The organism is Xanthomonas graminis pv. graminis, from assembly GCF_030168915.1.
Classification (GTDB): domain Bacteria; phylum Pseudomonadota; class Gammaproteobacteria; order Xanthomonadales; family Xanthomonadaceae; genus Xanthomonas_A; species Xanthomonas_A translucens.
In genome coordinates this window covers 3,239,962-3,261,703 of sequence record NZ_CP076255.1, presented here as the reverse complement: position 1 = coordinate 3,261,703, position 21,742 = coordinate 3,239,962, and the positions used below count along the sequence as shown (strand labels likewise).

Genomic DNA, 21,742 nt, shown 5'->3' with positions numbered 1-21,742 from the left:
AGGTCGCTTCATGACAGCGTCCCAGGCGTGGGCGATGAAGACAGCATTCCGTCCTCTGCGCGCGCGCGGCGCCGGCGCAGGATTGCCGTCAGCGGGCGGCGCCGCGCGGCCGTTAGAATGGCGTCCTCTCTCTTTCGCGCAGGCACCGCCGCCATGACCACCCTGGGAACCCCGCTGTCCGCTTCCGCCACCCGCGTGCTGCTGCTGGGCTCGGGCGAACTGGGCAAGGAAGTGGCGATCGAGCTGCAGCGCTTCGGCGTGGAGGTGATCGCCGCCGACCGCTATGCCGACGCACCGGCGATGCAGGTGGCGCACCGCTCGCACGTGCTGGACATGCTTGATGCGATGGCGCTGCGCGAGCTGATCGCGCGCGAGCAGCCGCACCTGATCGTGCCGGAGATCGAGGCGATCCACACCGAGACGCTGGTGGCATTGGAACGCGAGCATGGCCAGCGTGTGATCCCGACCGCGCGTGCGGCGCGGCTGACCATGGACCGCGAGGGCATCCGCCGCCTGGCCGCCGAAACCCTGGGCCTGCCGACCTCGCCGTACCGCTTCGTCGACACGCCGGAGGAATACCGCGCCGCGATCGCCGCGGTCGGCCTGCCGTGCGTGGTCAAGCCGGTGATGTCGTCCTCGGGCAAGGGCCAGAGCACGCTGCGCAGCGAGGCCGACATCGATGCGGCCTGGGACTACGCGCAGACCGGCGGCCGCGCCGGCGCCGGCCGCTGCATCGTCGAAGGCTTCATCGACTTCGATTACGAGATCACCCTGCTGACCGTGCGCCATGCTGCCGGCACGTCCTTCTGCGATCCGATCGGGCACTGGCAAAAGGACGGCGACTACCGCGAGAGCTGGCAGCCGCAGCCGATGTCGGCGCTGGCGCTGCAGCGCGCGCAGCAGATCGCGCACGCGGTCACCGACGCGCTCGGCGGCTGGGGCCTGTTCGGCGTGGAACTGTTCGTCAAGGGCGACGAGGTCTGGTTCAGCGAAGTGTCGCCGCGGCCGCACGACACCGGCCTGGTCACCCTGGTGTCGCAGGAACTGAGCGAGTTCGCGCTGCATGCGCGCGCGATCCTGGGCCTGCCGATCCCGGTCATCCGCCAGAGCGGTCCATCGGCCTCGTGCGCGTTGCTGGCGCACGGCGAAGGCGTGCCGCTGTTCGGCAACGTCGCCGCCGCGCTGCAGGCCCCGGACACCGCGCTGCGCCTGTTCGGCAAGCCCGGCGTGCACGGCCACCGCCGCGTCGGCGTGACCCTGGCGCGCGGCGCCAGCATCGACGAAGCGCGGCAAATCGCCCGCGCCGCCGCCGCCGCATTGACCATCGAATTGCAGGCCTGAGCGGACCGCCTTTCCGACTGCCTAGTCCTTAGTCCCCGATCGCGGCTGCAGCGCCACATCCACCCACACCAGGTGATGGTCGCTGCCGTCGGCGATCGCCGCGGCCGGCACGCTGGAGGCCGGCCAGAACACGCCGCTGTCCAGGTAGCGGAAGTCGTTCGACGGCAACACGTAGTCCAGCCGCATCGCACCGGCCTTGGGCCCGAAATCGCCGGTGACCTGTTGCGGCGGTCCGCGGTGGGCGATGCCGTGTGCGGCGTAGGCGCGCGCGGTTTCTTCGCCGCCGGCGCTGTGCGGGGTCGGGTAGTGCAGCACGCGCGGGTGTTCGACAAGGGCGCGGATCGCGTCGTGGCGGCCATCACCGTCGATGACGTCGTTGTTGAGATCCCCGAGGATCACGAAGCGCGCATCGGCGGCGAGGCCGCCGCAGCGGCCGGCGTCGTCGCACAGCCATGCCGTGCCGGGGCGGTTGTCCAGATACTCGCGCCACAGCCGCAGCTCGTCGTGGTTGCGCGCCAGGTTGCGCTTCTCGGGACCGTCGAACACCGGCGGCGTGGGATGCGCGACCAAGGCATGGACCACGCCCAGCGGCGTGCGGACCGGCACGTCCCAATGCGATTTCGACGACAGCCGCAGTTGCGCCCAGACCGCGTCGCTGTGGAACGGGCGGCCGCTGGCCGGATCGAGCGGGCGCAGCGCGCCGGGCAGCGCGCTCCACTTCAGCAGGCGGAAGCTGCGCACCGCGGCGGCGTCGATCGGGTACCTGGACAGCAGCAGCATGCCGTACTGGCCGGGATGCAGGCCGTAGCCCCAGGCGTCGTTGCCGCGCGCGCGGCCGTCGCCGTCGCCGTCGCCGCCGACGCTGCCGTTGTTGTCCAGGTCCAGGCCGCTGGGCACGCCGGTGTTGACCGGCGCCAGGTAGCGGTATGGGTAGTGCAGTGCGGCGCCGCCGAGCGGCTGGGCGACGTCCAGGTAGCGTTGCTGGAACAGGTCGGCGGCGCGGTGCGCGTCGTCGTAGTCGAATTCGTTGAGCAGCACCAGGTCCGGGCGCACCTGCTGCAGCACCGCGGCAATCTTGCGCGCCTGCGCGCTGTCGCCTTGCAGGGCGGCGATCAGGCCGCCGTCCTCGTCCGCATTCAGCGAGGTGTTGTAGGTGGCCACGCGCAGCGTCGCGGCAGTGGGCGCGGTGGGCGTGGCCGCGGTCGGGGCGGAGCCGGTGTGCGAGCAGGCGCCGCACAGCAGGGTCAGGGCAAGCAACAGGGCGCGTGGGTTCATGCGCGCATGTTCGCATGCGGCGCATGTCCGAACGATGGCGCCGTGGCGGCCCGCGGAGCGCGGCGGATCGAGCGGGAGCGCAGGGCAGGGTTCGGTGCCGCGCGGCGGCGCACGCAGGCCGCAGGCGAGCGCCGCCGCGCTAGTCGGCGGGGCGGCCCGCATCGTCGCCGAACGCGCGCCAGCTGCGCCCGTCGTAGGCCTGCAATGGCCGGAAGCGGCGCTTGTAGTCCATCTTCTGGTGGCCGCGGATCCAGTAGCCCAGGTACAGATGGCTCAGGCCTTCGCGTCTGGCCCATGCGATCTGCTGCAGGATCGCCAGCGTGCCCAGCCCGCGCGCGGCGACGTCGGGATCGTAGAAGGTGTACACCGCCGACAGGGCCTGCTCGGCGATATCGGTGACCGCCACCCCGAGCAGCGGCCCGCGCTGTCCGTCCGCGCTCTTCTGCCGCATCTCCAGGAAACGCCCATGCGACCAACCGCCGATCAGGAACTGGTCGAACTCGTGCGCGCCATGCGTGTCCATGCCGCCGCCGGGATGGCGCATGCGCAGGTAGCGCTGGTACAGCGCCAGCTGTTCCTCGTTGCGTTCGGCGGCGACGATGCGGATGTCGATATCGGCGTTGCGCGCCAGGCAGCGGCGCTGGCTGCGGTCGGGCACGAACTCGGCGACCGGGATGCGCACCGCCACGCAGGCGCGGCAGTGGTCGCAATGCGGCCGGTAGACCAGATCGCCGGAGCGGCGGAAGCCCCAGCTCAGCGCCAGCGGATACAGCGCGCCCAGGCGCGGATCGTGCGGATCCAGCACCAGGTCGCGCGCCTGCCGCTCGGGCCAATAGCCGCAGGCGTGCTGGCCGGTCTGGAACAGGCGCAGGTCGTCGCTGGCGTCGGTGTGGATGGCCATGCACCGAGCATAGCGCTTCGCGATCGCAGCGGCCGCGACTGTCCGCCGCATGAATGCGGCCCGGCGCGGGTCAACGGCGCCCGCAACGGGGCGTTGATTGCAGTGAAGGCGCCGCTGCGCCGGCCCGCCTGGCGGTCCGTTCCTGCTGCGCTGGTGACTGCCGCACGCGCTTGCCGCGCCGGCAGGTGTCTTCCTTTCCCTCAGGGAGTTTTCCATGAATTACCGCAACCCGCTGCTCGCCCTGTCCATGCTCGCCGTGCTGTCCGGCGGCGCCTATGCCGCCAACCCGCCGCCGTCGGATCCGGCCGCGCCGGCCGCTGCCGGCGGCGTCGCCCGGCTGGACAAGAACGGCGACGGCGTCGTCGACCGCAGCGAGGCCGCGGCCAATCCGCGCCTGGCCGAGCATTTCGACGCGCTGGACAAGAACCACGATGGCAAGTTGAGCCCCGACGAGTTCCCGCGCCATGGCCGCCACGGCGAGCGCGGCGGACGTGGCTGGCATGGCGCCATGTTGGCCAAGCTGGACACCAACAAGGACGGCCGCATCAGCCGCGACGAGGCCAAGGCCGATCCGACGTTCGCCGCGCGCTTCGACAAGATGGACGCGAACAAGGACGGCTTCGTCGATCGTGCCGATTTCGAACTGCGCGCCAAACAGCATCGCGACGCATGGTTCGCCAAGGCCGACACCAACAAGGACGGCATGCTCAGCCGCGCCGAGTTCGACGCGGCGCAGTCGATGTGGATGCACAAGCCCGGCCAGAAGCCCGGTGAGAAGCATGGCGCCAAGCCGATGCCGGCCGCATCCGACGCGAACTGATCGTTCCACCCCGCAACAGGCAACACGCAACAAGGCGCCGATCGACACCCGCCCCTGCGCAGCGATGCGCAGGGGCGTTTTTATTTGTCCACGCAGCGCTCCCGCAGCGCACCGGTTCAATCGCCATGCTCCTGTAGGAGCGGTTTCAACCGCGACAGGCCCATTGGCGAAGTGGCGAACTTCGGCAGCCTGTCGGGGCTGAAGCCCCTCCTACAGTGCACCCGCCCAGCAATGCAGCCAGTCGATCGCGAGCGGCTTCAACCGCCACAGGCGCGGCGGTGAAATCGCAGGCGTCGGTGGCGGTCGATCATCAGCGGCCAGCCCAAACCCTGCAAAAAACAGCATGCCTTTGCCGCCGCCGACTCAGTTGCCGCGCTGCGCCGGCTGCACGCGTACCCGTACTTCGTCGCTGTCCTGTGCCGGTTGCGGCGCCGGTGCGGCGGCTGGTGCCACAGTCGGAGCGGGCGCGGCCGCCTGATTGCCGCGATGGCGCAGCACCGTCACCAGCGCCACCGCGCCGATCGCCAGCAGCAGCGCGACACGCAGCCGCCAGGCCCCGCGCTTGCCGCTGTCGGGCACCGCCTGCGAGCGGAATTCGCTCAGGTACGGCAGCGTCTGCGCCGGGTCCTGGCGGGTGCTGTCGATCAGGCCAGACTCGCGCAGCACGGCGCGTGCGCGCGGCTGGTCGTCGGCATGCACCACCCACACGGTCGGCTGCACCTGCGTCGCCACCGGGTCGATGTAGCTGAACTGGCCGCTGCGCCGGCTGCGGTAGGAGCGGCCGTTGCTCAGCCGCACCTCGATGCCTTGCTCGCGCAACAGCTTGGCCACGCCTTCGGCGGTTTCCACGCGTTGACTGCTGAAGATCTGCCGCATCGTCGCCGCCTCAGTGCTTGGCCGGGACCTGCGCCGCGGCGCCGGCATCGGGCACCACGCGGATCAGGCCTTCCTGCACGGTGCTGGCGACCAGCACCCCGTCGCGGGTGAAGAACTGGCCGCGCGCCAGTCCGCGCGAGCCCTGCGCGCTGGGACTGTCCAGCGCATACAGCAGCCAGTCGTCGGCGCGGAACGGGCGGTGGAACCACAGCGCATGGTCGAGCGAGGCCATCTGCACGTTCGGCGTGTAGTAGCTGATGCCGTGCGGGAAGGTCGCGGTGCCGAGCAGGTGGAAATCCGAGGCATAGGCCAGCAGCGCCTGGTGCAGTTCCGGCGCGTCGCCGACCGGTTCGCTCAGGCGCAGCCACATCTGCTGGAACGGCGGGCGCTTGGGCGGGTTCAGTTCGTCGCGCGGGTAGACGTGGCGGAACTCGAACGGGCCGCCGCGCGAGAGCCAGCGCTGCACCTTGGTCGGCAGCGTCGCCAGCACGTCCGGGTGCGCGGCCGGGGTCGGCTCGATGTCCTCCGGCTGCGGCACTTCCGGCATCTTCAGCTGGTGGGTGGCGCCGTCTTCCTGCTCCTGGAACGAGGCGGCGCAGAAGAAGATCACCTTGCCGTGCTGGAGCGCGGTGACCCGGCGCACCGAGAAACTGCCGCCGTCGCGGGTGCGGTCCACCTCATACACGAGGGGATGGTCGATGTCGCCGGCGCGCAGGAAATAGGCATGCAGCGAATGCGCGCGGCGGCCGTTGTCCACCGTCGCATGCGCCGCCGACAATGCCTGCCCCAGCACCTGCCCGCCGAACACGTACTTGGTGCCGATGTCGCGGCTCTTGCCGCGGAACAGGTTGTCCTCCAGCCGTTCCAGCGACAGCAGTTCGATCAGTTCGGAGACGACGGGGTCGGGCGGCTTGGCGGACAAGAGGCGGGGCCTGGACGAGGACTGTCCGCGATTATACCGGGCCGCCCGCGCCGGCCTGCGTGCCGGCGCCGCTCAGCGCTTGCCCAGCCTGGCCACCAGCGCGTGCAGCGCGGCCTGGGTGTCCGGCGCCTGCCAGCCGTCGACCAAGCGCTCGAGCTGGATGTGCTCGTCGGCCAGCGCCGCGCGCAGGTCGGCGCGGGCGATCGCGCGGGTCTGCAGCATCGGCTGCCGCGGAAGCCTCGACAGGTCCTGCAGCCAGGCCAGCGCACGCGCGACTACCTGTTCGGCGTCCACCAGTTCGTCGACCAGGCCGATCTGCAGCGCACGCTCGGCGCTGACCAGTTCGCCGCCGACCAGCAGCCGCTCGGCGCGGTGCGCGCCGACCACGCGCCGCAGCAGGCGCTGGATGCCTTCCGGCGCGGCCAGGCCGACCTGGGTCTCGTTGAGTCCGATGGTGACCGGATGCGCCGGTTCCGGGCTACGTGCCATCACCCGGTAGTCGCAGCACAGCGCCAGCACGCAGCCGCCGGCCGGCGCATGGCCGGTCAGCGCCGCCACCACCGGGATCGCGCTGTCGGCCAGCGCGCGCGCCGCGGCGAAGAACGCCTGCCAGCTGCCGAGCAACCTGGCGCGGTCGCTGCCGTGCCCGAGCAGGTGCGGCACGTCCATGCCGGCGGAGAAGATGCGTTCGCTGCCGGACAGGACCAGCGCGGACACCGCGTCGGCCTGCGCCTGCGCGATCGCCGCGGCCAGTTCGGTGCACAGGGCGGTATCGAGCGCATTGGCCGGCGCGCGCGCCAGGCGCAACTGGCGGATGGGGCCGTGGTCGAGAACCTGGATCAGCGAAGTCATGTGCAGCTTCCGAAGGTGGCGGGTCGCGGGACGGCTATCATAGAGCCATGAAGCTCAAACCATCCGCATGCGTACGGGGGCTGGCCATCGGGCTGGCGTGTTTGGCCGGGTTGGCGCCGGGGGCCGCCTTCGCGGCGCCGGCCGCGCGCCAGGCCGCTGGCTGTTTGCCGCAATGGCAGGCCGGCTGGGTGCGGCTGCCGCCGAGCGCGGCGATGCCGATGGCCGCCGGCTTCGGCCGCCTGCACAACCCGTGCGGGCAGGCGCTGGCGGTGGTGGCGGTGCGCAGCCCGGCGTTCGCCGAGGTGAGCCTGCACCAGACCACGCAGGTGGACGGGGTCAGCAAGATGCGCGAGCTCGAGCGCCTGCCGCTGGCCGCTGGCGCCGACGCGGTGCTGCAGCCCGGCGGCCTGCACCTGATGCTGATGCAGCCGGCGCAGCCGCTGCGCGAGGGGGCGAGCGTGCCGATCAGTTTCGTGCTGGAAGATGGGCGCGAAGTGCGGGGCGCGTTGAAGGTGAGTGCTGGCAAGCCGTAGTTTTTGCGGGACTCGGGACTCGGGACTCGGGACTCGGGATTTTCGCAAGTTCGCCGCATTTCTGCTTTTCTGTAGGAGGGGCTTCAGCCCCGACGCGTTACCGGTAAAGGCGTCGGGGCTGAAGCCCCTCCTACAAAAAAACAGCTACGCCGGAGCTGCAAAAAAAGCCGCTTTTTTTTTTAAAATCGGCCCTTTTTGCATCAAATCGCTTGACATCGATTTACCCTGGGACATCATCCTGCCGTCCCGAGTCCCGAGTCCCGAGTCCCGAGTCCCGAGTCCCGAGTCCCGAGTCCCGAGTCCCGAGTCCCGAGTCCCGAGTCCCGAGTCCCGAGTCCCGAGTCCCGAGTCCCGAGTCCCGAGTCCCGAGTCCCGCCCTTTCAGCCGCAGGCCGCGCGGATCTCGGCCGGCAGCGGCGCGCTCTTGCCGGTTTCGGTGTCGATCCACACCACCACCACGTTGCCGTCCGAGTGCAGCACGCTGTCGTCCTTCTGGTCGACGATGCGGTGGCCGACGGCGATGCTGCTGCTGCCCATGCGCTCGACGAACAGCTCCACCACGATGTCGTTCGGCCACACGATCGGGCGCCGGTAATTGACGTTGGTCGCCGCCACCACCGGGGCGATGCGGTTGCGCATCGAGAAGCCGTCCACCTGCAGCAGCCAGCGCACGCGCGCCTCTTCCAGGTAGGAAATGTACTTGGCGTTGTTGACGTGGCCCATGCTGTCCATGTCGCGCCAGCGCACGCTGATCGGCACGCGCGCCAGCGGCTTGTGCGAGGGGGAGGCGGAATCGGCGGGGGATGCGCTCATCGTGCGGCCTTCTTCTTGGTCGTGGTTTTCTTGGCCGCCTTCTTGGCGGCGGCCTTCTCGGCTTTGCTCTTGCGCGGCGGCAGCGCGTCGGGCTTGTTGGCCATCGCTGCCGGTTTGGTCGGCTTGGCCACGGTGCCGGCGGGCAGCAGCCTGGCCAGGAACTGGCCGGTGTAGGAATCCGGATGCGCGGCGATGTCCTCCGGGGTGCCGGTGGCGAGGATGGTGCCGCCGCGATGGCCGCCCTCCGGGCCCAGGTCCACCACCCAGTCCGCGGTCTTGATCACGTCCAGGTTGTGCTCGATCACGACCACCGTGTTGCCTTCGTCGCGCAGCTTGTGCAGCACGCCCAGCAGCGCTTCGATGTCGTGGAAGTGCAGGCCGGTGGTCGGCTCGTCGAGGATGTACAGGGTGCGGCCGGTATCGCGCCGCGACAGTTCCTTGGACAGCTTCACCCGCTGCGCTTCGCCGCCGGAAAGCGTGGTCGCGCTCTGCCCGAGCTTGATGTAGCTCAGGCCGACATCGACCAGCGTCTCCAGCTTGCGGGCGATGGTCGGCACCGGCTCGAACAGGCGCAGCGCATCCTCCACGGTCATCTGCAGCACGTCGTTGATGTTGAAGCCCTTGTACAGGATCTCCAGCGTCTCGCGGTTGTAGCGCTTGCCATGGCACACGTCGCAGGGCACGTACACGTCGGGCAGGAAATGCATCTCGACCTTGATCAGGCCATCGCCCTGGCACGCCTCGCAGCGGCCGCCGCGTACGTTGAAGCTGAAACGGCCAGGCGAATAGCCGCGTGCGCGCGATTCTGGCACCTGTGCGAACAGTTCGCGCAGCGGCGTGAACAGGCCGGTATAGGTGGCCGGGTTGGAGCGCGGGGTGCGCCCGATCGGCGACTGGTCGATGTCCACCACCTTGTCGAACAGGTCCAGGTGCTCGATCTCGCGGTACGGCGCCACTGCATGCGAGGCGCCGTTGATCTCGTTGGCGGCCAGGGTGAACAAGGTGTCGTTGATCAGCGTCGACTTGCCCGAGCCGGACACGCCGGTGACGCAGGTCAGCAGCCCGGCCGGGATGTCCAGGTCCACGTTCTTGAGGTTGTTGCCGGTGGCCCCGCGCAGGTGCAGGGTCATCTTCGGGTTGGCCTTGTGCCGCTTGGCGGGGATCTCGATGCGGCGCTTGCCCGACAGGTACTGGCCGGTCAGCGAGCGCGGCGCCTTCAGCAGGTCCGCCACTGTGCCCTGGCCGACGATCTCGCCGCCGTGCACGCCGGCGCCGGGGCCGATGTCCAGCACGTAGTCGGCCAGGCGGATCGCGTCCTCGTCGTGTTCGACCACGATCACCGTGTTGCCCAGGTCGCGCAGCCGGGTGAGCGTGCCGAGCAGGCGTTCGTTGTCGCGCTGGTGCAGGCCGATCGACGGTTCGTCGAGCACGTACATCACCCCGACCAGGCCGGCGCCGATCTGGCTGGCCAGGCGGATGCGCTGCGCCTCGCCGCCGGACAGGGTGTCGGCCTTGCGTTCCAGGGTCAGGTAATCCAGGCCGACATCGACCAGGAAGCCGAGCCGCTCGCCGATCTCCTTGACGATCTTGCTGGCGATCTCGCCGCGCCAGCCGGGCAGGTCGAGCTGGCGGAAGAAGCGCAGCGCGTCGTCGATCGGCAGCACCACCAGGTCCGGCAGCGGGCGGTCGGCGACGAACACGTTGCGTGCGGCCTTGTTCAGGCGCGCGCCCTTGCAGTCCGGGCACGGCCGCTGGCTGATGTACTTGGCCAGTTCCTCGCGCACCGCCGGCGATTCGGTCTCGCGGTAGCGGCGCTCCAGGTTGGGGATGATGCCTTCGAAGCGGTGCTTGCGCTGGCTGCGGCCGCCGGCGTCGGTGAAGTAGGTGAAGGTGATGGTTTCGTCGCCGCTGCCGTACAGCACCGCCTGGCGCACGCTCGCCGGCAGCGATTGCCATGGCGCGTCCACATCGAACTTGTAGTGCTTGGCCAGCGAGGCGATCAGCTGGAAGTAGTAGGCGTTGCGCCGGTCCCAGCCGCGCACCGCGCCGGCCGACAGCGACAGCTCCGGATGCACCACCACGCGCTCGGGATCGAAGAACTCGGCCACGCCCAGGCCGTCGCAGCTCGGGCAGGCGCCCATCGGCGCGTTGAACGAGAACAGCCGCGGTTCCAGCTCCGGCAGCGAGTAGTCGCAGACCGGGCAGCTGTACTTGGAGGAGAACAGGTGCGGCGCGGCCGCGGTGTCGTCCAGCGATTGCACCGAGACCATGCCGTCGGCCAGCTTCAGCGCGGTCTCGAAGCTCTCGGCCAGGCGCTGCTTGATGTCCGCGCGCGGGCGGAAGCGGTCGATCACCGCCTCGATGGTGTGCTTCTGGCGCAGCGCCAGCGCCGGCACCGCGTCGATTTCGTACAGCGCGCCGTCCACGCGCACGCGCACGAAGCCCTGCGCGCGCAGCTGCTCGAACACCTGCGCATGCTCGCCCTTGCGCTCGCGGATCACCGGCGCCAGCAGCATGTAGCGCTGCTCCGGGTCCAGGCTCAGGATGTGGTCCACCATCTGGCTGACCGTCTGCGCCTCCAGCGGATAGCCGTGGTCGGGGCAGCGCGGCTGGCCGACGCGTGCGTACAGCAGGCGCAGGTAATCGTAGATCTCGGTGATGGTGCCGACCGTGGAGCGCGGGTTGTGCGAGGTCGATTTCTGCTCGATCGCGATCGCCGGCGACAGCCCTTCGATGTGGTCGATGTCGGGCTTTTCCATCACGCTGAGGAATTGCCGCGCGTACGCCGACAGCGACTCCACGTAGCGGCGCTGGCCTTCGGCGTAGATGGTGTCGAACGCCAGCGACGACTTGCCCGAGCCGGACAGGCCGGTGATCACGATCAGCTTGTCGCGCGGCAGGTCGAGGTCGAGGTTCTTGAGGTTGTGCGTCCGCGCGCCGCGGATGCGGATGAAATCCATCGCCATGAGAAGTCCGTGTTGTGCCGGCCGGGCGTCAGCCCTGGGCCAGCGTGGGGGCGGAGAGGGGACGGCAATCGATCAGCGTACCCAGCTTGTCAGGTGGGGGCAATTGCCGGATTTGCCAGGATTGCGGGCCTGCCGCGGCTGGCCGGTTCAGCCAATCGTGGCGGGGCGCCGGGGCCGCATCCGCGCCGGGGTCGGGACTTGACCCTAAGCCGCTGAAGCCATTACAATTCCGCTCCTGTCTGCCCGAAGAGGCACGGCAGGGGCGACCACAATAACTACAGAGGAAGTCTGGTCATGTACGCAGTACTGGTAACTGGCGGTAAGCAATACCGCGTCGCGCAGGGCGAAACGCTCCGCGTGGAAAAGCTCGAAGTCGAAGCCGGCAACGAGATCAAGTTCGACAACATCCTGATGCTGGGCGACAGCGACGGCATCAAGCTCGGTGACGCGCTGAACGGCGCCACCGTCACCGCGAAGGTCGTGGCCCATGGCCGTGCCGACAAGGTGCGCATCATCAAGTTCCGCCGCCGCAAGCACCACATGAAGCGTCAGGGTCACCGGCAGCATTACACCGAAATCGAGATCACCGGCATTGCCGGTGGCGACAAGAAGTAAGGAGCAGCAGTCATGGCACATAAAAAAGGCGTAGGTTCCTCGCGCAACGGCCGCGACTCCAACCCGAAATATCTGGGCGTGAAGATCTTCGGCGGCCAGGCGATCGAGGCGGGCAACATCATCGTGCGTCAGCGCGGCACCCAGTTCCACCCGGGTTCGGGCGTCGGCCTGGGCCGCGACCACACCCTGTTCGCGCTGGTCAACGGCAAGGTCGAGTTCTCGGTGAAGGGCGCCAAGAAGCGTCGCACCGTGAGCGTGGTTGCCGAAGCGGCCACCGCCGAGGCGTAAGCGTTTCGCCTCCAGGGCCTGCGCATGGCGCAGGCTTGCTGACGAAAGCCCCGCTTCGGCGGGGTTTTTCGTTGATGGAGCCGGGACTCGGGACTCGGGACTCGGGACTCGGGATTTTCGCAAGTTTGCTGCATTTCTGCTTTTCTGTAGGAGGGGCTTCAGCCCCGACGCGTTACCGATAAGGCGTCGGGGCTGAAGCCCCTCCTACAGAAAAGCAGCTGCACCTGAGCTGCAAAAAAAGCCGCTTTTTTTAAAAAAATCGGCCCTTTTTGCATCAAATCGCTTGACATCGATTTACCCCGGGACATCATCCTGCCGTCCCGAGTCCCGAGTCCCGAGTCCCGAGTCCCGAGTCCCGAGTCCCGAGTCCCGAGTCCCGAGTCCCGAGTCCCGAGTCCCGAGTCCCGAGTCCCGAGTCCCGAGTCCCGAGTCCCGAGTCCCGAGTCCCGAGTCCCGAGTCCCGAGTCCCGAGTCCCGAGTCCCCGCTACACTTTTCACTCTCTATCAGGCCGTACCCCATGAAACTCGTAGACGAAGCAGAAATCCAGGTCAGTGCCGGCAATGGCGGCAACGGCTGCATCGGCTTCCGCCGCGAGAAGTTCATCCCGCTGGGCGGGCCGGACGGTGGCGATGGCGGCAACGGCGGCAGCGTGTGGCTGGTCGCCGACGAGAACCTCAATACCCTGGTCGATTTCCGCCACCAGCGCGCATTCCGCGCGCAGCGCGGCGAGAACGGCATGGGCCGGCAGATGTACGGCAAGGGCGGCGAAGACCTGGTCATCACCGTGCCGGTCGGCACCGTGGTGATCAACGTCGATACCGACGAGACCATCGGCGACCTGGTCGCCCACGGCGACAGGCTGCTGGTCGCGCAGGGCGGCAAGGGCGGCCTGGGCAACATGCATTTCAAGAGCTCGGTGACGCGCGCGCCGCGCAAGGCGACGCCGGGCGAGGAGGGCGAGGAGCGCACGCTGAAGCTGGAGCTGAAGCTGCTCGCCGACGTCGGCCTGCTCGGTTTCCCCAATGCCGGCAAGAGCACCTTCATCCGCGCGGTGTCCGCGGCCACGCCGAAGGTCGCCGACTATCCGTTCACCACGCTGTATCCGAATCTGGGCGTGGTCAGCGTCGAGGCCTACCGCAGCTTCGTGATCGCCGACATCCCCGGCCTGATCGAAGGCGCGGCCGACGGCGCCGGCCTGGGTGCGCAGTTCCTGCGCCATCTGCAGCGCACGCGCTTGCTGCTGCATCTGGTGGATCTGGCGCCGATGGAAGGCGGCGTGGATGGTGTATCGCCGGTCGAGCAGGTGCGCGCGATCGAGCGCGAGCTGGAAAAGCACGCCCCGGCGCTGCTGGCCAAGCCGCGCTGGCTGGTGCTGAACAAGGCCGACCTGCTGTTCGAGGACGAGGCGCGCACGCTGGCCGAGCAGGTCGTGGCCGAACTCGGCTGGACCCAGCCGTGGTACCTGGTCTCGGCGCTGAGCCGCGACGGCACCTGGCCGATCATGAAGGACGTGATGGCGTTCTTCGACCGTCAGCGCGAGGATGCGCTGGAAGCGGCCGCCAATGCCTCCGCCGCCGATGCGCTCTGAGCGCGGCGGCCGGTCCGGCGTGCGCTTGTCGCCAGCGGATCGCACGCACACGAAAAACCCGGCCGAAGCCGGGCTTTTTCGTAGTGCCGGAAGCGCGGGCGCTTCCGGCAACGACCGCAGCCGATTAGGCGGCGGTCTTGATCGCCTTGATGCGGGCGGTCAGGCGGCTCTTGTGGCGCGCTGCCTTGTTCTTGTGGATCAAACCGCGCGAGCTGAAACGGTCGAGGATCGGCTGGGCAACGGCGAAAGCGGCTTCGGCGCCGGCGGCGTCGTTGGCGTCCAGGGCCTTGATGACCTTCTTGACGGCGGTGCGCAGCATCGAACGCTGAGCCGTGTTGCGCGCGTTGCGCACGACGGTCTGCTTGGCGCGCTTCTTGGCGGACTTGATATTGGCCACGGTGGTGGTTTCCTGGAAAGCTGTGTGGTGGATAAAAACAAGCGGGAGAGTATGAAGGTTCTAAACAACTGCGTCAAGCCAATTGTCAAGAGGGTCGCTGCATGAGCGCGCCGCGCATGCTCCGCGGGCTGCTCTCGTTCAGCAGCATGACCATGGTCTCGCGCGTGCTGGGGCTGGTACGCGATCAGGCTATCACCATTTCGTTCGGCGCCAACGCGACCACCGACGCTTTCTGGGTCGCGTTCCGTATTCCGAACTTCCTGCGCCGGCTGTTCGCGGAAGGCTCGTTCGCCACCGCCTTCGTGCCGGTGTTCACCGAGGTCAAGGAAACCCGGCCGCATGCCGACCTGCGTGCGCTGATGTCGCGGGTGTCCGGCACCCTGGGCGGGATTTTGCTGCTGGTCACCGCGTTGGGGCTGATCTTCACCCCGCAGGTGGCGCTGCTGTTCAATCCCGGCTCCAGCGACGATCCGGCCAAGTTCGGCCTGATCGTGCACCTGCTGCGGCTGACCTTCCCGTTCCTGCTGTTCGTGTCGCTGACCGCGCTGGCCGGCGGCGCCTTGAACAGCTTCCATCGCTTCGGCCTGCCGGCGCTGACCCCGGTGATCCTCAACCTGTGCATGATCGCCGGCGCGCTGTGGCTGGCGCCGAAGCTGGAGGTGCCGATCCTGGCGCTGGGTTGGGCGGTGCTGGTCGCCGGGCTGCTGCAGTTGCTGTTCCAGTTGCCGGCGCTGCGCGGTATCGACCTGCTGACCCTGCCGCGCTGGGGCTGGAGCCATCCGGACGTGCGCCGGGTGCTGACCCTGATGGTGCCGACCCTGTTCGGTTCCTCGATCGCGCAGATCAACCTGCTGCTGGACACGGTGATCGCCTCGTTCCTGTACGCCGGCTCGCAGAGCTGGCTGTCGCAGGCCGACCGCTTCCTGGAACTGCCGCTGGGCGTGTTCGGCGTGGCGCTGGGCACGGTGATCCTGCCGGCGCTGTCGCGGCACCACGTCAAGACCGACCATGCTGGCTTCTCCAACGCGCTGGACTGGGGCCTGCGCACCACGCTGCTGATCGCGGTGCCGGCGATGCTGGGGTTGATGCTGCTGAGCCAGCCGCTGGTGGCCACGCTGTTCCAGTACGGCAAGTTCACCGCGTTCGACACGCGCATGGCGGCGATGTCGGTGTTCGGGCTGAGCTTCGGCCTGCCCGCGTTCGCGCTGCTGAAAGTGCTGCTGCCGGCGTTCTATTCGCGCCAGGACACGCGCACCCCGGTGCGCGCCGGCGTGGTCGCGCTGGTCGCCAACATGGTGCTGAACCTGCTGTTCCTGGCGATCCTGTACCAGCTGTGGGTGCCGGCCGAGCTGCGCGCGCAGGGCGTGCGCGCGGCATTGGAGGCGGTGCCGGGCCTGCACCTGGCGCTGGGCCTGGCCAGCGCGGTGGCCAGCTACATCAACCTGTCGCTGCTGTGGCGCTGGCTGCGCCGCGCCGAGGTGTACCGGCCGCGGCCGGGCTGGGCCGGCTACCTGCTGCGCCTGGGCGTGGCCTGCGCGGCGATGGCCGCGGTGCTGGGGCTGGGCCTGCACTGGCTGCCGGGCTTCACCACGATGGACAAGTGGCACCGCATCGGCAGCCTGCTGGCGCTGGTCGGCGGCGGCGGGGCGGTGTACCTGCTGGCGTTGCTGGTGTTGGGGTTCAGGCCGCGGGATTTGCGCGAGCAGTGAGGACTCGGGACTCGGGACTCGGGACTCGGGACTCGGGACTCGGGACTCGGGACTCGGGACTCGGGACTCGGGACTCGGGACTCGGGACGGGTCTCATCGGCGAGTGAGTCGGCTTCTGCGCATGTCGTATGAGGCGGGTAACTGCCGTGGCGCGGGAGGCTTCTGCCTTGACGGGTCCCGAGTCCCAAGTCCCGAGTCCCGCACCAGCCCGCTATACTCAACGGTTACGCATCATCGGCCGACGCACTCCAGCGTCGGCGCTTCGGACCGAGGAATGAGCAGGCTGTTTAGAGACGTCGAGGGCGGGATTTTGTTCCCGCAGGGAAGCGTGGTCTGCATCGGCGCCTTCGATGGCCTGCATCTGGGCCACCGTGCGCTGGTGCGCCATGCGCTGGCGCGCGCGCGTGCGCTGGGCGTACCCGCGGTGGCGTTGAGCTTCGAGCCGCTGCCGCGCGAGTTCTTCGCGCCGGCCGCGCCGCCGCCGCGGCTGACCCTGGCACGGACCAAGGTCGAAGGCCTGCAGCAGCTGGGCGCGGACAGCGTGGGCCTGCTGCGCTTCGATCTGCGCCTGTCGTCGATGAGCGCGCAGGATTTCGTGCGGCGCACCCTGGTCGATCGGCTGCAGGCGCGCGAGGTGTGGATCGGCCCGGCGTTCCGTTTCGGCCACAAGCGCGGCGGCGACATCGCGCTGCTGCGCGAGATGGGCGCGCAACTGGGCTTTTCCGCCGGTGAGATCGAGCCGGTGCATCTGCGCGACGAACGCATCTCCAGCACCCGCATCCGCGAATTGCTGGTGGCCGGCGCATTCGCGCATGCCGCCGAACTGCTCGGCCGCCCGTACGCGATCGACGGCCGCGTGGTGCGCGGCAAGCAGCTCGGGCGCACCCTCGGCTATCCCACCGCCAACCTGCGTTTCCCGCGCACCCCGGCGCTGTCGGGCATCTACGCGACCTGGGTGCACGGGGTGACCGCGCAGCCGTGGCCGGCGGTGTCCAGCTTCGGCACGCGGCCGACGGTGCAGGGCGTGGAGCCGCTGCTGGAAGCGCACCTGTTCGATTTCCACGGCGACCTGTATGGGCGCCATATCGCCGTGGAATTCGTCGCCAAGTTGCGCGACGAAGAAATGTTCTCCGATCTGCCGGCGCTGACCGAACAGATGCACCGCGACGCCGCCCTGGCCCGCCGCCTGCTCGCGTCCGCGCCGCCGCGCGCGCACGCCGATGGCGCGGGCCACGTGCACCAGCCCGCGCCTTCGCGCGCGGACTCCCCCATGAAGACCACCGACCGGTAAATCCCCGTGACCCAGGACTACAAAGCCACCCTCCATCTGCCGGCGACGGACTTCCCGATGCGCGGCGATCTGCCCAAGCGCGAGCCGGATACGCTGGCCCGCTGGGAGAGCGAGGGGCTGTACGCGCAGCTGCGCGACAACGCCCAGGGCCGGCCGCTGTTCGTGCTGCACGACGGCCCGCCGTACGCCAACGGCGCGATCCACCTCGGCCACGCGGTCAACAAGATCCTCAAGGACATCATCGTCAAGTCCAAGTACCTGGCCGGCTTCGATGCGCCGTACATCCCGGGCTGGGACTGCCATGGCCTGCCGATCGAGATCGCGATCGAGAAGAAGTACGGCAAGGTCGGGGTCAAGCTGGATGCGGCGCAGTTCCGGCAGAAATGCCGCGAATACGCCAACGAGCAGATCGACATCCAGCGTCGCGATTTCAAGCGCCTGGGCGTGATCGGCGACTGGGACAACCCGTACCGCACGCTCGACTTCCATTTCGAAGCCAACGAGATGCGCGCGCTGGCCCGGATCGTCGACAACGGCCACCTGACCCGCGGCGTGAAGCCGGTGCACTGGTGCTTCGATTGCGGCTCGGCGCTGGCCGAGGCGGAGATCGAATACGCCGACAAGCAGTCGCCGACCGTGGACGTGGCCTACACGGCGCGCGACGGCGCGGCGCTGGCGGCCGCGTTCGGTGTGCAATTGCCTGACGGTGTCGAAGTCGCGGTGCCGATCTGGACCACCACGCCGTGGACGCTGCCGGCCTCGCTGGCGGTGTCGCTGGGGCCGGACCTGAGCTACGCGCTGGTCGAAGGCCCGGCACGCGACGGCCGCCGCCGTTGGCTGGTGCTGGCCGATGCGCTGGCCGAGCGCGCGCTGCAGCGCTACGGCGTGAGCGAGGTGGTGGTGCACGGCCGCGTCGCCGGCGCGGCGCTGGAAAACCAGGTGCTGGCGCATCCCTTCTACGACGAGCGCGACATCCCGCTGATCCTCGGCGACCATGTGTCCGACGAGGAGGGCACCGGCGCGGTGCACACCGCCCCCGGACACGGCCAGGAAGACTATGTGGCGGCCAGGCAGTACGGCCTGATCGAGCGCTACACCGCCGCACAGATCAACCCGATCGATGGCCGCGGCGTGTACCTGTCTTCGACCCCGCCGGCCGACGGCGTGGCGCTAGCCGGGCTGCACATCTGGAAGGCCAACGACACCATCGCCGAGGTGCTGGCCACGCGCGGCGCGCTGCTGGCGCACGCGAGCATGGTCCACAGCTACCCGCACTGCTGGCGGCACAAGACTCCGATCGCGTTCCGCGCCACCCCGCAGTGGTTCATCTCGATGGAGCAGGCCAAGTTGCGCGCCGATGCGCTGCAGGCGATCGAGGGCGTGCACTGGTATCCGTCCTGGGGCCAGGCGCGCATCGCCGGCATGATCGCCGGGCGTCCGGACTGGACCATCTCGCGGCAGCGCACCTGGGGCGTGCCGATCGCGCTGTTCGTGCATCGCGAGACCGGCGAGCCGCATCCGCGCAGCACCGAGCTGATGCGCCAGGTCGCCGACCGCGTCGAAGAGAGCGGGGTGGACGTGTGGTACACCCTCGACGCCGCCGAACTGCTCGGCGAGGAAGCCGCCGACTACGACAAGATCACCGACATCCTCGACGTGTGGTTCGACTCGGGCGTCACCCACGAGACGGTGCTGGCCGAGCGCGGCATCCCCAAGCCGGCCGACCTGTACCTGGAAGGCTCGGACCAGCACCGCGGCTGGTTCCAGTCCTCGCTGCTGACCGGCGTGGCGCTGGACCAGGCCGCGCCGTACCGGCAATGCCTGACTCACGGCTTCACCGTGGACGAGCACGGCCGCAAGATGTCCAAGTCGCTGGGCAACGGCATCGAGCCGCAGGACATCATGAAGACCCTGGGCGCGGACATCCTGCGCCTGTGGATCGCCTCCAGCGACTACAGCAACGAGATGTCGCTGTCGCAGGAGATCCTCAAGCGCAACTCCGACGCCTACCGGCGCCTGCGCAACACCGCGCGCTTCCTGCTCGGCAACCTGCACGGCTTCAATCCGGCCGTGCACCTGCGCACGCTGCCGGAACTGGTGGCGCTGGACCGCTGGATCGTGCATCGCGCCTACGAGGTGCAGGAGCAGATCAAGGCCGCCTACGCGCGCTACGACTTCGCCGCGATCGTGCAGGCGCTGCTGAACTTCTGCAGCGTGGACCTGGGCTCGCTGTACCTGGACGTGACCAAGGACCGGCTGTACACGATGCCGGAGGACTCGCACGGCCGGCGTTCGGCGCAGAGCGCGATGTTCCATGTCGCCGAAGCGTTCGTGCGCTGGATCGCGCCGATCCTGAGCTTCACCGCCGACGAACTGTGGGGCTACCTGCCCGGCGCGCACGTCGGCAACGTGCTGTTCGCGACTTGGTACGAAGGCCTGGCGCCGATGCCGGACGATGCGCCGCTGAGCGCGGCCGATTTCGAGCAATTGCTGGCGCTGCGCGAGCAGGTGGCCAAGGTGCTGGAGCCGATGCGCGGCAACGGCGTGATCGGCGCGGCGCTGGAGGCGGAGATCACCGTCGCCGCCGACGCGGTCACGGCCGCCAAGCTGCAGCCGCTGCAGGAGGAACTGCGCTTCCTGTTCATCAGCGGCGACGTGGTGGTGCGCGAGGCCAGCACCGACGAGATCTTCGTCAGCGCCCAGGCCACCAGCAAGCAGAAGTGCGTGCGCTGCTGGCACCACCGCGCCGACGTGGGCGTGGATGCGGCGCACCCGGAACTGTGCGGCCGCTGCGTCGGCAACATCGACGGACCGGGCGAGGAGCGCACCTGGTTCTGATCCGCCCCCGCGCGGCAGCGGCGGCGGCGACCCATTCGCCGTCGCCGTCGTGGTTTTCGCCGCGTCGCTGTCTTTCACATCCACCCTTCGCCCGAGCCGGACCCCGCGCATGACCGTACGATCCAAACCCTCTGCCCTGAGCTGGCTGCTGCTGTCCGTGCTGGTGATCGGCCTGGACCAGTGGAGCAAGGCCTGGGTGCTGTCCAGCCTGCCCGAGTTCACCGCGGTGCCGGTGATCCCCGACTTCTGGAACTGGTACCGCACCTATAACACCGGCGCTGCGTTCAGCTTCCTGAGCCATGCCGGCGGTTGGCAGCTGTGGTTCTTCACCGCGCTGGCGGTGGGCATCAGCGCGCTATTGGCCTGGTGGCTGGCGCGCACCCCGCGCGGCGATTGGCGCGGCGCCATGCCGTACGCCCTGGTCATCGGCGGCGCGATCGGCAACGTGATCGACCGGCTGATGCACGGCCACGTGGTCGATTTCATCCAGTGGTACGTGGGCGACCATTACTGGCCCTCGTTCAACATCGCCGACTCGGCGATCGTCGCCGGTGCCGTGGGCATCGCCGTGTTCGGCGTGTTCGACGGCAAGTCGAAGCGAAAAGCGGGATAATTGGGCAATGGACGTCCTGCTCGCCAATCCCCGTGGTTTCTGCGCCGGCGTCGACCGTGCGATCGAGATCGTCAAGCGCGCCATCGAGACCCTGGGCGCGCCGATCTACGTGCGCCACGAGGTGGTGCACAACCGCTTCGTGGTCGACGACCTGAAGCAGCGCGGCGCGATCTTCGTCGAGGAACTGGACGAGGTGCCCGACGGCAACACGGTCATCTTCAGCGCCCACGGCGTGTCCCAGGCGGTCCGCCAGGAAGCCGAGCGGCGCGGGCTGAAGGTGTTCGATGCGACCTGCCCGCTGGTCACCAAGGTCCATTTCGAAGTGGCCCGGCACTGCCGCGCCGGCCGCGACGTGGTGCTGATCGGCCACGCCGGCCACCCCGAGGTGGAGGGGACGATGGGCCAGTGGAACCGCGAACGCGGCAGCGGGCGCATCTACCTGGTCGAGGACATCGAGCAGGTCGCCACGCTGGATATCCAGCAGCCGGAGAACCTGGCCTACACCACCCAGACCACGCTGTCGGTGGACGACACCCGCGGCATCATCGACGCGCTGCGCGCACGCTACCCGGCGATGCAGGGGCCGAAGAACGACGACATCTGCTACGCCACCCAGAACCGCCAGGACGCGGTGCGCGACCTGGCCCGGCAGTGCGACCTGGTGCTGGTGGTCGGCTCGCCGAACAGCTCCAATTCCAACCGGCTCAGCGAGCTGGCGCGGCGCGACGGGGTGGAGTCCTACCTGATCGACGGCGCCGACGAGATCGACCCGGCCTGGATCGCCGGCAAGCGCCGCATCGGCCTGACCGCCGGCGCCTCGGCGCCGCAGGTGCTGGTGGACGGGGTCATCGCGCGGCTGCGCGAACTGGGCGCCGACGGCGTCGGCGAACTGGCCGGCGAACCGGAGTCGATGGTGTTCGCCCTGCCCAAGGAACTGCGCCTGCGCCTGGTCAATTGACCGGCGGCCGGCGCCCCCCTAGAATTGGCGGTTCAGCCGGAATAGCTCAGTTGGTAGAGCGGCGCATTCGTAATGCGTAGGTCGTAGGTTCGATTCCTATTTCCGGCACCATGTACATCAAGCACTTAGGCCGCCTTCGGGCGGCC

General features: G+C 69.0%; 19 protein-coding genes and 1 tRNA gene. 12 read left to right on the top strand and 8 right to left on the bottom strand.

What is annotated here, in order from left to right:
• Nucleotides 1–153 precede the first annotated feature (153 nt).
• On the top strand, nt 154–1,341 hold the full coding sequence (gene purT / locus KHF85_RS14160) for a formate-dependent phosphoribosylglycinamide formyltransferase (protein WP_064539203.1): 1,188 nt from the start codon (nt 154–156) through the stop codon (nt 1,339–1,341).
• Between the two features lie 21 nt (nt 1,342–1,362).
• Here the strand turns inward: purT and KHF85_RS14155 are convergent, their stop codons facing one another.
• Both KHF85_RS14155 and KHF85_RS14150 read right to left on the bottom strand, forming a co-directional pair.
• On the bottom strand, nt 1,363–2,616 hold the full coding sequence (locus KHF85_RS14155) for an endonuclease/exonuclease/phosphatase family protein (protein ID WP_284567155.1): 1,254 nt from the start codon (nt 2,614–2,616) through the stop codon (nt 1,363–1,365).
• A 139-nt stretch (nt 2,617–2,755) separates the two neighbouring features.
• The gene (locus tag KHF85_RS14150; RefSeq protein ID WP_345782164.1) at nt 2,756–3,517 is read right to left on the bottom strand and encodes an arginyltransferase; all 762 of its coding nucleotides are present in this window, start codon (nt 3,515–3,517) and stop codon (nt 2,756–2,758) included.
• 214 nt (nt 3,518–3,731) lie between these two features.
• On the opposite strand from KHF85_RS14150, the gene KHF85_RS14145 reads away from it, so the two are divergent.
• Nucleotides 3,732–4,337, top strand: coding sequence for an EF-hand domain-containing protein (locus KHF85_RS14145; protein WP_284567154.1), 606 nt, complete (start codon nt 3,732–3,734; stop codon nt 4,335–4,337).
• 363 nt (nt 4,338–4,700) lie between these two features.
• On the opposite strand, the gene KHF85_RS14140 is transcribed toward KHF85_RS14145, so the two are convergent.
• The 3 genes from KHF85_RS14140 to KHF85_RS14130 form a co-directional block, all read right to left on the bottom strand.
• A complete protein-coding gene (locus tag KHF85_RS14140; RefSeq protein ID WP_284567153.1) occupies nt 4,701–5,213 on the bottom strand; it encodes a putative signal transducing protein in 513 nt (170 codons plus the stop codon).
• A gap of 10 nt (nt 5,214–5,223) precedes the next feature.
• Nucleotides 5,224–6,135 carry an acyl-CoA thioesterase II gene (gene tesB / locus KHF85_RS14135; RefSeq protein ID WP_284567152.1) on the bottom strand — a complete coding sequence of 304 codons (912 nt, stop codon included), beginning with the start codon at nt 6,133–6,135 and terminating at the stop codon, nt 5,224–5,226.
• A gap of 72 nt (nt 6,136–6,207) precedes the next feature.
• A complete protein-coding gene (locus KHF85_RS14130; protein WP_284567151.1) occupies nt 6,208–6,987 on the bottom strand; it encodes an enoyl-CoA hydratase/isomerase family protein in 780 nt (259 codons plus the stop codon).
• Nucleotides 6,988–7,097: 110 nt separating this feature from the next.
• On the opposite strand from KHF85_RS14130, the gene KHF85_RS14125 reads away from it, so the two are divergent.
• Nucleotides 7,098–7,520, top strand: a complete 423-nt coding sequence (locus KHF85_RS14125; protein ID WP_409976708.1) for a copper chaperone PCu(A)C — start codon at nt 7,098–7,100, stop codon at nt 7,518–7,520.
• 380 nt (nt 7,521–7,900) lie between these two features.
• On the opposite strand, the gene KHF85_RS14120 is transcribed toward KHF85_RS14125, so the two are convergent.
• Nucleotides 7,901–8,332 (bottom strand): acyl-CoA thioesterase, encoded by a 432-nt coding sequence (locus KHF85_RS14120; RefSeq protein ID WP_284567149.1) that lies wholly within the window; start codon nt 8,330–8,332, stop codon nt 7,901–7,903.
• Nucleotides 8,329–11,298 carry an excinuclease ABC subunit UvrA gene (gene uvrA / locus KHF85_RS14115; RefSeq protein ID WP_284567148.1) on the bottom strand — a complete coding sequence of 990 codons (2,970 nt, stop codon included), beginning with the start codon at nt 11,296–11,298 and terminating at the stop codon, nt 8,329–8,331. The genes KHF85_RS14120 and uvrA overlap by 4 nt, the downstream gene beginning before the upstream one ends.
• 294 nt (nt 11,299–11,592) lie before the next feature.
• Here uvrA and rplU point away from each other — a divergent pair, with 294 nt between their 5' ends.
• From rplU to cgtA, 3 genes are all read left to right on the top strand, one after another.
• Entirely contained in the window at nt 11,593–11,913 is a 321-nt protein-coding gene (rplU, locus tag KHF85_RS14110; protein WP_039005690.1) for a 50S ribosomal protein L21, read from the top strand.
• A gap of 12 nt (nt 11,914–11,925) precedes the next feature.
• Complete coding sequence (gene rpmA / locus KHF85_RS14105; protein ID WP_003468912.1) at nt 11,926–12,201, top strand: 50S ribosomal protein L27; 276 nt, start codon at nt 11,926–11,928, stop codon at nt 12,199–12,201.
• A 518-nt stretch (nt 12,202–12,719) separates the two neighbouring features.
• Nucleotides 12,720–13,790 (top strand): Obg family GTPase CgtA, encoded by a 1,071-nt coding sequence (gene cgtA, locus KHF85_RS14100; protein ID WP_284567147.1) that lies wholly within the window; start codon nt 12,720–12,722, stop codon nt 13,788–13,790.
• A gap of 124 nt (nt 13,791–13,914) precedes the next feature.
• On the opposite strand, the gene rpsT is transcribed toward cgtA, so the two are convergent.
• Nucleotides 13,915–14,187: a 30S ribosomal protein S20 gene (gene rpsT, locus KHF85_RS14095; RefSeq protein WP_003469619.1), complete on the bottom strand. Its 273-nt coding sequence runs from the start codon at nt 14,185–14,187 to the stop codon at nt 13,915–13,917.
• 116 nt (nt 14,188–14,303) lie between these two features.
• Here rpsT and murJ point away from each other — a divergent pair, with 116 nt between their 5' ends.
• The 6 genes from murJ (at nt 14,304) to KHF85_RS14065 (ending at nt 21,707) form a co-directional block, all read left to right on the top strand.
• On the top strand, nt 14,304–15,896 hold the full coding sequence (murJ, locus tag KHF85_RS14090; protein WP_284569559.1) for a murein biosynthesis integral membrane protein MurJ: 1,593 nt from the start codon (nt 14,304–14,306) through the stop codon (nt 15,894–15,896).
• 274 nt (nt 15,897–16,170) lie between these two features.
• Entirely contained in the window at nt 16,171–17,187 is a 1,017-nt protein-coding gene (locus KHF85_RS14085; RefSeq protein WP_345782163.1) for a bifunctional riboflavin kinase/FAD synthetase, read from the top strand.
• A 6-nt stretch (nt 17,188–17,193) separates the two neighbouring features.
• Nucleotides 17,194–20,025, top strand: a complete 2,832-nt coding sequence (gene ileS / locus KHF85_RS14080) for an isoleucine--tRNA ligase (RefSeq protein ID WP_284567146.1) — start codon at nt 17,194–17,196, stop codon at nt 20,023–20,025.
• Between the two features lie 109 nt (nt 20,026–20,134).
• The gene (gene lspA, locus KHF85_RS14075; RefSeq protein ID WP_284567145.1) at nt 20,135–20,638 is read left to right on the top strand and encodes a signal peptidase II; all 504 of its coding nucleotides are present in this window, start codon (nt 20,135–20,137) and stop codon (nt 20,636–20,638) included.
• A gap of 7 nt (nt 20,639–20,645) precedes the next feature.
• Nucleotides 20,646–21,596, top strand: coding sequence for a 4-hydroxy-3-methylbut-2-enyl diphosphate reductase (gene ispH / locus KHF85_RS14070; RefSeq protein ID WP_284567144.1), 951 nt, complete (start codon nt 20,646–20,648; stop codon nt 21,594–21,596).
• A gap of 35 nt (nt 21,597–21,631) precedes the next feature.
• Nucleotides 21,632–21,707: transfer RNA gene (locus KHF85_RS14065), tRNA-Thr, on the top strand.
• The last annotated feature ends 35 nt before the right edge of the window (nt 21,708–21,742 follow it).

Excerpts from the sequence above, each read along its gene's own strand:
- purT (WP_064539203.1), top strand. The coding sequence starts at position 154 with ATGACCACCCTGGGAACCCCGCTGTCCGCTTCCGCCACCCGCGTGCTG.
- KHF85_RS14155 (WP_284567155.1), bottom strand. The coding sequence starts at position 2,616 with ATGAACCCACGCGCCCTGTTGCTTGCCCTGACCCTGCTGTGCGGCGCC.
- KHF85_RS14150 (WP_345782164.1), bottom strand. The coding sequence starts at position 3,517 with ATGGCCATCCACACCGACGCCAGCGACGACCTGCGCCTGTTCCAGACC.
- KHF85_RS14145 (WP_284567154.1), top strand. The coding sequence starts at position 3,732 with ATGAATTACCGCAACCCGCTGCTCGCCCTGTCCATGCTCGCCGTGCTG.
- KHF85_RS14140 (WP_284567153.1), bottom strand. The coding sequence starts at position 5,213 with ATGCGGCAGATCTTCAGCAGTCAACGCGTGGAAACCGCCGAAGGCGTG.
- KHF85_RS14130 (WP_284567151.1), bottom strand. The coding sequence starts at position 6,987 with ATGACTTCGCTGATCCAGGTTCTCGACCACGGCCCCATCCGCCAGTTG.
- KHF85_RS14120 (WP_284567149.1), bottom strand. The coding sequence starts at position 8,332 with ATGAGCGCATCCCCCGCCGATTCCGCCTCCCCCTCGCACAAGCCGCTG.
- uvrA (WP_284567148.1), bottom strand. The coding sequence starts at position 11,298 with ATGGCGATGGATTTCATCCGCATCCGCGGCGCGCGGACGCACAACCTC.
- rplU (WP_039005690.1), top strand. The coding sequence starts at position 11,593 with ATGTACGCAGTACTGGTAACTGGCGGTAAGCAATACCGCGTCGCGCAG.
- rpmA (WP_003468912.1), top strand. The coding sequence starts at position 11,926 with ATGGCACATAAAAAAGGCGTAGGTTCCTCGCGCAACGGCCGCGACTCC.
- cgtA (WP_284567147.1), top strand. The coding sequence starts at position 12,720 with ATGAAACTCGTAGACGAAGCAGAAATCCAGGTCAGTGCCGGCAATGGC.
- murJ (WP_284569559.1), top strand. The coding sequence starts at position 14,304 with ATGCTCCGCGGGCTGCTCTCGTTCAGCAGCATGACCATGGTCTCGCGC.
- KHF85_RS14085 (WP_345782163.1), top strand. The coding sequence starts at position 16,171 with ATGAGCAGGCTGTTTAGAGACGTCGAGGGCGGGATTTTGTTCCCGCAG.
- lspA (WP_284567145.1), top strand. The coding sequence starts at position 20,135 with ATGACCGTACGATCCAAACCCTCTGCCCTGAGCTGGCTGCTGCTGTCC.
- ispH (WP_284567144.1), top strand. The coding sequence starts at position 20,646 with ATGGACGTCCTGCTCGCCAATCCCCGTGGTTTCTGCGCCGGCGTCGAC.